This window comes from Bradyrhizobium sp. 33ap4 (assembly GCF_032654765.1).
Taxonomy (GTDB): Bacteria; Pseudomonadota; Alphaproteobacteria; order Rhizobiales; family Xanthobacteraceae; genus Bradyrhizobium; species Bradyrhizobium australafricanum.
On record NZ_JAUMTJ010000072.1, the window covers coordinates 34307 to 44327 of the forward strand.

Consider the following 10021-nt stretch of genomic DNA (forward strand, 5'->3'; position numbering starts at 1 on the left):
GTGGCGTACGCAGCTCCTCACGTCATTACGAACGGAGCGAACCAATCCATTGTCTCCGAGCATGCGGCGGCATGGATTGCTTCGCTCCGCTGGCAATGACGCGGAAAACACCCCGGCTTTGGAAGGACGGGAACAGGGATGATGTCGGCCCTTTCCGGAACGCCGCTAACGGCCTAGATTAGGGCCTGCTCTTGCATGATCTTGGTCGGAAAACCGCTGCGCACTTTTCCGGATCATGCGTCCTCGCACGCGCATCGATTGCGCCGGGAATCTGCATGACACTGCTTCTGACGCATTCCGCCTGTCTCGACCACCTGACCCCTCCCGGACATCCCGAACGCCCCGACCGGCTGCGGGCGGTCGCCGAGGTGCTCGGCGAGGATCGCTTCAAGGCGCTGGTGCGCGATTCCGCGCCGGAAGGCGACCTCGACACCGTGCTGCTCTGTCACGGTGAGCACTATGTCGGCGAACTCCGCCACATCGCGCCGACCTCCGGCATGATCTATATCGACGGCGACACCTCGATGTCGCCGGGCACCTGGGAAGCGGTGATGCGCGGCGTCGGCGGCGCGGTGGCCGCCGCCGATGCGGTGATGGAGGGCAAGCATCAAAACGCGTTCGTCGCGGTGCGCCCGCCCGGGCACCACGCCGAGAAATCGACGCCGATGGGCTTCTGCTTCTTCGACAATGCCGCGATCGCTGCCCGCCACGCGCAGCGCAAATACGGCATCAAGCGCGCCGCAATCATCGATTTCGACGTCCATCACGGCAACGGCACGCAGGATATCTTCTGGGCCGACCCGACCGTGATGTATTGCTCGACGCACCAGATGCCGCTGTTCCCCGGCACTGGGGCCGCCGGCGAGCGTGGCGAGCACGACACTGTCGTCAACGCGCCGCTGGCGCCCGGCGACGGCGGCGCCAAGTTCCGCTCCGCTTTCGAGAACCTGATCCTGCCGCAGCTGGAGAAGTTCTCCCCCGAACTTATCGTCATTTCGGCGGGCTTCGACGCGCATCACCGCGATCCCTTGGCCTCGATCAACCTGACGGGCGAGGATTTCGGCTGGGTCACGCGCAAGCTGATGGATCTCGCCGACAAGAGCGCCGGCGGCCGCGTCGTCTCCGTCCTGGAAGGCGGCTACGACCTGCAGGGCCTGAAAGAGTCGGTGGCATCTCACGTCACCGCATTGATGGACGGGTAAATCCCCGCCACAATACGCCCGCAAAAATTCGATTGATTCTGCGCCGGGGCGAGCATGGCCTGCGACAGGTCATGTTTGGACGACAAGATCAGGTTGCGATCTGATCCACGCAATCGGGAACGCAAGAATGGCCGAGAATACCCAAGCCGACGTGAAGAAGCTCTCCTTTGAACGCGCGATCGAGGAACTCGAATCGATCGTCAAGCGGCTCGAGGACGGCAAGGTCCCGCTTGAGGAATCGGTCGCGATCTACGAGCGCGGCGAGGCGCTGAAGCGGCGCTGCGAGGAATTGCTGCGTCAGGCCGAAGCCCGCGTCGACAAGATCACCACCGACGCCTCGGGCCAGCCGACCGGCACCGAGCCGCTCGACGTGCAGTAGCGCTACCGACCACGTCGATCGTGCGGCGCGATGTCCGCCACGGCGGGCAATTGTTGCTGTGCATTTCCAGCCACCCGTAAACCTCCGGGGCTACCCGCGGGGTCGGGTACGGCTGCGAATCAGGCCGAGCCGGCCCGGCCGGCTGCCGCCAAATTAGGCGAATTGGAACCCAGCTCCCACCCGACTATTGAAAAGACTAGGTTTTTCGGCGCGCCGCATAGGAACCTTGCGGCCCCTATCGGGTTGGCTTTGGCGGCGGCTTTGGTGTAATGCTTCCAGTTCTATGGGCATTTGAGAGTGGCGGGCAGCCCGACTTTTCGGGCGGCATGCATCTCAAATGGTTCGACAAAACTGAACCGGGACGGGTGAAGAGCGACCAAGGTGATGCATATCACGTGGTCCAATCCGGAGTGAATCTAGGCTTACAACCAGGCACCGGCCTGCCGGGGCGGCACCCAGTGTCTGGCATTCGCTGCGCGGTGTGCGCGCCATCCCATCTCGCGTCGGGCGGTTCGTTCCGACAGGCAAAAATTGGAAATTCGCTGTGACCACATTTAGTAAGACGCCGCTTCTTGACACTATTCACACGCCGGATGACCTGCGCAAGCTGAAGGTCGAGCAGGTGCAGCAGGTTGCCGACGAGCTGCGCCAGGAAACCATCGACGCGGTGTCGGTGACCGGCGGCCATTTCGGCGCCGGCCTCGGCGTGGTGGAACTGACCACCGCCATCCACTACATCTTCGACACCCCGCGCGACCGCCTGATCTGGGACGTCGGCCACCAGGCCTACCCGCACAAGATCCTGACCGGACGCCGCGACCGCATCCGCACGCTACGCACCGGCGGCGGCCTCTCCGGCTTCACCAAGCGCACCGAAAGCGACTACGATCCGTTCGGCGCCGCGCACTCCTCGACCTCGATCTCGGCCGGCCTCGGCATGGCCGTGGCGCGCGATCTCTCCGGCGGCAAGAACAACGTTATCGCCGTGATCGGTGACGGCGCGATGTCGGCGGGCATGGCCTATGAGGCGATGAACAACGCCGGCGCGATGAACTCGCGCCTGATCGTGATCCTCAACGACAACGACATGTCGATCGCGCCGCCCGTCGGCGCGATGAGCGCCTATCTGTCGCGCCTCTACTCCGGCAAGACCTACCGCTCGCTGCGCGAGGCCGCCAAGCAGATCAACAAGCGCCTGCCGAAGATCCTCGCCAACCGCGCCAACCGCGTCGAGGAATATTCCCGCGGCTTCATGATGGACGGCGGCACGCTGTTCGAGGAACTCGGCTTCTACTATGTCGGCCCGATCGACGGTCACAATCTCGACCATCTGCTGCCGGTGCTGAAGAACGTCCGCGACATGGAGACCGGCCCGATCCTGGTTCACGTCGTGACCCAGAAGGGCAAGGGCTACGGCCCGGCCGAAGCCTCCGCCGACAAGTACCACGCCGTGGTCAAGTTCGACGTCGCGACCGGCACCCAGGCCAAGGCCAAGCCGAATGCGCCGGCCTATCAGAACGTGTTCGGCCAGAGCCTCGTCAAGGAAGCCGAGAAGGACGACAAGATCGTCGCCATCACCGCGGCGATGCCGTCAGGCACCGGCGTCGATATTTTCAACAAGGCGTTCCCGGACCGCACCTTCGACGTCGGCATTGCCGAACAGCACGCGGTGACCTTCGCCGCCGGCCTCGCCACCGAAGGCTACAAGCCGTTCTGCGCTATCTATTCGACCTTCCTGCAGCGCGGCTATGACCAAGTGGTCCATGACGTCGCGATCCAGAGCCTTCCGGTCCGCTTCGCGATCGACCGCGCCGGCCTGGTCGGCGCCGACGGCGCGACGCACGCGGGTTCGTTCGACAATGCGTATCTCGGCTGTCTGCCGAACATGGTGATCATGGCCGCCGCCGACGAGGCGGAACTGGTCCACATGGTGGCGACGCAGGTTGCGATCAACGATCGTCCGAGCGCGCTGCGCTATCCGCGCGGCGAAGGCCGCGGCATCGAGATGCCGGAAGTCGGCGTTGCCCTCGAGGTCGGCAAGGGCCGCATCATCCGTGAGGGCAAGAAGGTCGCGCTGCTGTCGTTCGGCACCCGTCTCGCCGAGTGCGAGAAGGCGGCCGACGAGCTCGCCGCCCACGGCCTTTCCGCCACGATCGCCGACGCGCGCTTCATGAAGCCGCTCGACGAAGAGATGATCATGAAGCTCGCCCGCGACCACGAGATCCTGATCACGATCGAGGAAGGCTCGATCGGCGGCTTCGGCTCGCATGTCATGCAGTTCCTGTCGGACAACGCCATGCTCGACAGCGGCATGCTCAAGTTCCGCTCGATGATCCTGCCCGACGTGTTCCTCGACCACGACACGCCGGCGGCGATGTATGCCCGCGCCGGTCTCGACGCCAAGAGCATCGTTGCCAAGGTGTTCGAAACCCTCGGCAAGGACTACAAGGCCGAGACCGTCAAGCTCGCCTGATCGTGACGGGCGGCGCTCACTGGAGCATTTTCGGTTCTGATTGAAATCAGAACCGAAGCTCCAGGTTGTCGCTCGAAAACGCACCAGCCCCGGCAAGTCCATGAAGATCTATCTGGCAGGTCCTGACGTGTTCCTGCCGGATGCCGTGGAGATCGGCCGCCGCAAGGCGGAGGTTTGCGCCTATCACGGGCTGACCGGGCTGTATCCGCTCGACAACAGCATCGATCCCACCGCCGCCGGCGTCTCGCTCACCATCTTCAAGAGCAACGAGGCGATGATGGAGTCTGCCGACGCCATCATCGCCAACTTGACGCCGTTTCGCGGCCCCAGTGCCGACGCAGGCACGGTTTACGAACTCGGCTACATGGCGGGACGCGGCAAACTGTGCCTCGCCTATTCCAACGATCCCACGTCCTACGCCAATCGCGTGGCGCGGCTCAGCCAGGTCGTGCCGGCATCCGACGGACGCCTGATCGATGCGGAGGGGCTGACGGTGGAAGAGTTTGGATTGCCGGACAATCTGATGATGATGCACGCGCTCGACCTGCACGGCAGCCCGCTGGTGACCCCGCGCGAGCCGTCGGCCGACCTATGGCACGACCTCACCTCCTTCGAGGCCTGCGTGCGGCTCGCTGCCGCGCAGCGCCGGCAGGCGGCGAAGTGACCAGAGCGGGCGACAACGACAACGACGCATCCGCCGGCAAACGCATCGACGTGCTGCTGGTGGAACGCGGCCTGTTCGAAAGCCGGGCGCGAGCGCGCGCCGCCATCGACGCCGGCCTCGTCACCGCCGACGGCAGGCAGATCGCGAAGGCGTCCGAGATCGTCGCACCGGGCGCGGCACTCTCGGCCGAGCCGGCGCATCCCTATGTCTCGCGCGGCGGCGTCAAGCTCGCCGGCGCGCTCGAGCACTATCCGATTGACGTCGAGGGCCATGTCTGCCTCGATGTCGGCGCCTCGACCGGCGGCTTCACCGAAGTGCTGCTCGCCAACGGCGCAAGCCTCGTGTTCGCCATCGATGTCGGCCATGGCCAGCTGCATCCCTCGCTGCAGGGGCATCCGAAGATCGTCTCCATGGAGGCGACCGACATCAGGAGTTTCGAGGGCAAGCGCCTGCCGGCGCGGCCCGACATCGTGGTGATCGACGTCAGCTTCATTTCGCTGAAGCTGGTGCTGCCGGTGGCGCTGTCGCTGGCGGCAGCTCCGATGCATCTTTTGGCGCTGATCAAGCCGCAGTTCGAGGCGGCGCGCAAGCACTCCAAGCGCGGCGTGATCCGCAACGCGATGGTGCACCAGGAGATCTGCGACGACATCGCAGCCTTTGCCGCCTCGCAGGGCTGCACCGACATTCAGGTGTTCCCGTCATCGATCTCGGGCGGCGACGGCAATATCGAATTCTTCCTCGGCGCGCGCCGTGGCTGAGCTTCTTACCATCGACCATGTCGGCCACCGCGGCGACGGCGTCGCGATCGAGGGATCGCAATCGATCTTTGTGCCTTATGCGCTGGCCGGCGAAACGGTCGAGGTCGACGACGTCCCGGGCAACCATCCCGACCGGCGGCGGTTGCTGCGGGTCGCGCAGGAAAGCCCCGAGCGCATCGCGCCGTTCTGTCCGCATTTCGGCGTGTGCGGCGGCTGCGCGATCCAGCACTGGAACGATGTGCCCTACCACGCCTGGAAGCGCAACATCGTGGTCGAGACGCTGGCGCAGGCGAAGATTGCGGCGGAAGTCGCAGCGCTGATCGATGCCCATGGCGCGGGCCGTCGCCGCATCACGCTGCACGGGCGCATTGGCAGCCACGAGGTCCTCAAGGTCGGCTACGCCGCGGCAGGTTCACACGATATCGTCCCGGTCGATCGCTGCCCGATCCTCGATCCTGCGCTCGACGGCGCGATCGAGGCGGCCTGGGCCACCGCCGAGCCGCTGATCGCGATCGGCAAGCCGCTCGACATCCAGGTCACCGCAACCGTCAACGGACTCGACATCGACGTGCGCGGTTCCGGCGCGCTGCCGACCAGCCTGATCACCACTTTGTCGCGCGTTGCGGAGAAGCACCGGCTGGCGCGGCTGACACGCCATGGCGAGCTGGTGCTGCAGCGTGCCTCTCCCGAGATTGCGATCGGAAAGGCGAAGGTCGTGCTGCCGCCCGGCTCGTTCCTGCAGGCGACCGTCAAGGGCGAGGAGACGCTGGCCGCGCTGGTTCGCGAGCATTGCGGACGCGCCAAGCATATCGCCGACCTGTTTTGCGGCGTCGGTCCGTTCGCGTTGCGCCTCGCGGAGAAGGCGCGGATCGCAGCCTTCGATAGCGATGCCGGCGCCATCACGGCGCTGCAGAAGGCCGCGCAATCGACGCCGGGGTTGAAGCCGCTCAAGGCCGAGGCGCGCGACCTGTTCCGCCGTCCCCTGATGCCGCAGGAGTTGCGCGACTATGACGCCGTCGTGTTCGACCCGCCCCGCCAGGGCGCGCAGGCGCAGGTCACCCAGCTGGCGGCGAGCAAGGTGCCGGTGATCGTCGCGGTGTCCTGCAACGCCGCCACGTTTGCGCGCGACGCGAAAATCCTGATCGACGGCGGCTACAAGATCGCAGCCGTCACACCGGTCGATCAGTTCCGCCACACGGCGCATGTCGAGCTGGTGGCGCGGTTCGCGCGCTGACAGGACGGAGCGGCTATCGCTGAGCGCGGGCAGTCTCGCTATAGTCTGCGCTCCATGTCCGACGATCCGCTGCTCGCACGCATCATCCCCGTTATCGCCGCCGTATCGGGCGTCGCCGCCATCGTACTCGGCGGCTCGCGGGCGCGCGGCACGGCGCATGACACCTCCGACACCGATATCGGCCTCTACTATCGGGATGGCGCCGCGCCGGATATCGATCGGCTGCGCGAAGCTGTAACGGGTCTGGTCGACGACCCCGCCGCTGCGCATGTCACGCCGGTCGGCGAATGGGGACCGTGGATCGTCGGCGGTGCCTGGCTCACGATCGGCGGCCGCAAGGTCGACCTGCTCTACCGCAGCACCGATCAGGTCTCTGCTGTCATCGATGCTTGCCGGAACGGCGAGATCAGCATGCACTACCAGCCGGGCCATCCGCACGGCTTCTGCTCGGCGATCTGGATGGGCGAGGTCGCGCTGTGCCATCAGCTGCACGATCCCGACGGCATCGTCGCGGCGCTGAAGGCGAGGACTGTGCCCTACCCGCCGGCCCTGCGCGATGCGCTGATCCGACGCTTTCAATGGGAAGTCCTGTTCAGCATCGAGAATGCAGAGCTTGCTCTGCCGCGCGGCGACGGCACGCATGTCGCCGGCTGCGCCTATCGCGCGCTGGCCTGCCTCGCACAGGTGCTGTTTGCGCTGAACGGGCAATATCTGATCAACGAAAAGAGCGCACTGGCGCAGGCCGCGAATTTTCCGGTGACGGTTCGCGGCCTTGCTGGCCGCGCCGCAGAGGTCTGGCGGCAGATCGGTGCGACCGAGCATGCCGCCGCGTTGCAGATGCTGCGCGCGATAGAGAGTGAGCTCCAGAAGATCTGTAGGGCGAGTTAGAACCGTAGGATGGGTAGAGCGCAGCGAAACCCATCATTCGCGCCACAGACATGAATTGATGGGTTTCGCTGCGCTCTACCCATCCTACGAGGTCCACATGATCGCTACCGCCCCCAGCGGTCCTGCCAGATCTTCTCGCCGATCAGGCAATTGACCCGCGGCTCCTTCTCGGCGGTCCGCATGATGGGGCGCTCGGGGGTGCGGCCGGCAACTTCGAGCAGCAGCTTGGTGCGGATCGCCTCCTTGAACTTCTCACGATCCTTGATCGTCACCACGAAGGAGCCCGGTCCGCCGATCACGCAGTCCTCGTAGTAATAGTCGAGATTCTCGATATCCATCGTCGAGTAGGACGGTTCCTTCACCATGATCGGCAGACCGTTGATGACGATGCCCTTGTCGAGCGCCGCATCGCGCGCGGGCGTGATCGGCGTGCCGTTGTTGTTGGGCCCGTCGCCGGAAATATCGATCACGCGGCGCAGCCCGCGATGCGGATTCTCGTCGAACATCGGGATCGCGAAATAGATCGCGCCGGAGATCGAGGTGCGCGAGGCGCGGCGCACCGGCGTCTTCATGATCTCGGCGGCGACCGCATCGGCGGATTCAGGGCCGTCGATCACCCGCCAGGGGATGATGATCTTCTGATCGTTGGAGGCGGCCCATTCGAAATAGGTGATCGAGATCTTGCCGTTCGGACCGGCCTTCAGCGCCTGCAGGAAATCCTTGGAGACGATCGCCTGCGCATAGCCCTCGCGCTGGATCGCGAGCTCGTCCATGTCCATCGAATAGGAAACGTCGACCGCGATGATCAACTCGATGTCGACGCTCGGTGTGGATTCCTTTTCAGCCAGGCGATGGCCGGGTTGGGTTCCCGGGCCGGGCGCGGCAACACCGGCCACATCGCCGCAGGCCAACATGCCCGCGACAAGCACCGCTCCGATCGAGACATACCAGCGCATTGCGGCCCTCCCGTCGTATGAGTGTCATGGTGACACGCAATTCAGGCGGCGAAAAGCGCAGATATCAGCTGTCCTTCACATTCAGGTTAGACGTCCACACTCAAGTCAAACTTCGTTTGTCTCGAATGCGGCAACGCGCGCCGTGCCGTTGCCGCAATGACGCCGTGCAAATCGAACGGTTCCAAGGCGCGCCTGAAGACGGTATTCTTACGGGGCAATCGCGAGGGAGTGCGATGCCAGATACCGTCGTCAAGCCGAAAACCAGGACGAAGACCAAGGTCGAGCGGCCGCGCCTGCACAAGGTGATCCTGGTCAACGACGACTACACGCCGCGCGAATTCGTCGTCACCGTGCTGAAGGGTGAATTCCGCATGACCGACGACCAAGCCTACAAGGTGATGCTGACGGCGCACCAGCGCGGCGTCTGCGTCGTCGCTGTCTTCACCAGGGACGTCGCCGAGACCAAGGCGACGCGCGCCACCGACGCCGGCCGCGCCAAGGGCTATCCGCTGCTGTTCACCACCGAGCCCGAGGAATAGCGCGCCAGCGCCAGATTGCCACAGGCCTTGCCGCGAATTTTAGCGATCGCGGCGACCGGTGCTTTAGGGATCGCATGGCATGAACGCGGCATGTCCGTCGCACTGCGCCAACAGCTTTCACTGCGGAAGACCCGCCCAGAAACCTCGTTCGGGCCGTTTCGCCCCCTGCCCGCTCTGCCCTGGCTCGTCATGGCGGCGGCGCTGCGGATCGTCGGTTTCGGCAGGCCCGGCCTGACGCTGCCCGCGCTGGTGCTGGCCGACATCTGCGTGCTGCTCGCCTTCTTCGCGACAGCGCGGGACTCGATCCAGGCTGCCGGAGGCCAATCGTCGCTCGGCGAATGGACCCTGGCCGAGCAGACCAGACTGTCGGCGTCGATCCTGTGGCGGATCATGCTCGTGATGATCGTGGCATCAGTCGGCACCGCCGCGGTCGGCTTCACGTCGTTTGCTCCGCATTTGATGTGGGGCCTCGACGGCATGGCCTTCGATCAGGACTCCGATCTCGGCCGGTTCTGGAGTGCGGCGATCGCAGCGCTGGTGCTCTTGATCATCGTCAATGCGGAAGGCAATGGCGGCCGTGTCGCATTGTTTGCCGCCGTCAAGGATCTGGGCCGGCATGCGCTGTGGCTCGGCGCCGCGGTGCTGGTGCTCGGTGCGATCAACGTCGCGCTGGGCTACGGTCAGGAGCTTGTCCGCACCGCGATCTGGCACTTCTGGCAGACCGCGACGGTGGGCCAGCCGCTCAAGAACCTGGTCTACGTCGTCTTCATCTTCGGCTTCGCCATGCTGCGGCTGTGGATCACGCTGTCGATCCTGACCTTCGGCCTGAAGCAGTCTTACGCCCGCGGCGGCTAATCTTACTGTGTCATAAGTGGATCGGCGGGTCGCGCCCTTTGATGAGCCGGATGCAGCAAGGACACCTTTGCAT

General features: G+C 65.0%; 10 protein-coding genes. 9 read left to right on the forward strand and 1 reads right to left on the reverse strand.

What is annotated here, in order from left to right:
- Positions 1-275 precede the first annotated feature (275 nt).
- The 7 genes from Q2M23_RS37370 to Q2M23_RS37400 all read left to right on the forward strand — a co-directional run bounded on the left by Q2M23_RS37370 (position 276) and on the right by Q2M23_RS37400 (position 7598).
- Positions 276-1202 carry a histone deacetylase family protein gene (locus Q2M23_RS37370; protein WP_057015218.1) on the forward strand — a complete coding sequence of 309 codons (927 nt, stop codon included), beginning with the start codon at positions 276-278 and terminating at the stop codon, positions 1200-1202.
- Positions 1203-1329: 127 nt separating this feature from the next.
- Positions 1330-1581, forward strand: a complete 252-nt coding sequence (locus tag Q2M23_RS37375; protein ID WP_028334494.1) for an exodeoxyribonuclease VII small subunit — start codon at positions 1330-1332, stop codon at positions 1579-1581.
- A gap of 544 nt (positions 1582-2125) precedes the next feature.
- The gene (gene dxs, locus Q2M23_RS37380) at positions 2126-4054 is read left to right on the forward strand and encodes a 1-deoxy-D-xylulose-5-phosphate synthase (RefSeq protein WP_050387827.1); all 1929 of its coding nucleotides are present in this window, start codon (positions 2126-2128) and stop codon (positions 4052-4054) included.
- Positions 4055-4154: 100 nt separating this feature from the next.
- Positions 4155-4718, forward strand: a complete 564-nt coding sequence (locus Q2M23_RS37385; protein WP_057015217.1) for a nucleoside 2-deoxyribosyltransferase — start codon at positions 4155-4157, stop codon at positions 4716-4718.
- Positions 4715-5476 carry a TlyA family RNA methyltransferase gene (locus tag Q2M23_RS37390; protein WP_253587659.1) on the forward strand — a complete coding sequence of 254 codons (762 nt, stop codon included), beginning with the start codon at positions 4715-4717 and terminating at the stop codon, positions 5474-5476. Before Q2M23_RS37385 ends, Q2M23_RS37390 begins: the two co-directional genes overlap by 4 nt.
- Positions 5469-6710, forward strand: coding sequence for a class I SAM-dependent RNA methyltransferase (locus tag Q2M23_RS37395; protein WP_316398710.1), 1242 nt, complete (start codon positions 5469-5471; stop codon positions 6708-6710). Before Q2M23_RS37390 ends, Q2M23_RS37395 begins: the two co-directional genes overlap by 8 nt.
- Before the next feature lie 54 nt (positions 6711-6764).
- Positions 6765-7598 carry a nucleotidyltransferase domain-containing protein gene (locus Q2M23_RS37400; protein WP_316398711.1) on the forward strand — a complete coding sequence of 278 codons (834 nt, stop codon included), beginning with the start codon at positions 6765-6767 and terminating at the stop codon, positions 7596-7598.
- Positions 7599-7702: 104 nt separating this feature from the next.
- Here the strand turns inward: Q2M23_RS37400 and Q2M23_RS37405 are convergent, their stop codons facing one another.
- Positions 7703-8554: a DUF1194 domain-containing protein gene (locus Q2M23_RS37405; RefSeq protein WP_057015213.1), complete on the reverse strand. Its 852-nt coding sequence runs from the start codon at positions 8552-8554 to the stop codon at positions 7703-7705.
- Positions 8555-8787: 233 nt separating this feature from the next.
- Here Q2M23_RS37405 and clpS point away from each other — a divergent pair, with 233 nt between their 5' ends.
- Together clpS and Q2M23_RS37415 are read left to right on the forward strand one after the other, a co-directional pair.
- The gene (clpS, locus tag Q2M23_RS37410) at positions 8788-9093 is read left to right on the forward strand and encodes an ATP-dependent Clp protease adapter ClpS (protein ID WP_021076758.1); all 306 of its coding nucleotides are present in this window, start codon (positions 8788-8790) and stop codon (positions 9091-9093) included.
- Positions 9094-9183: 90 nt separating this feature from the next.
- Positions 9184-9948 carry a hypothetical protein gene (locus Q2M23_RS37415; RefSeq protein ID WP_233475576.1) on the forward strand — a complete coding sequence of 255 codons (765 nt, stop codon included), beginning with the start codon at positions 9184-9186 and terminating at the stop codon, positions 9946-9948.
- Positions 9949-10021: the final 73 nt, after the last annotated feature.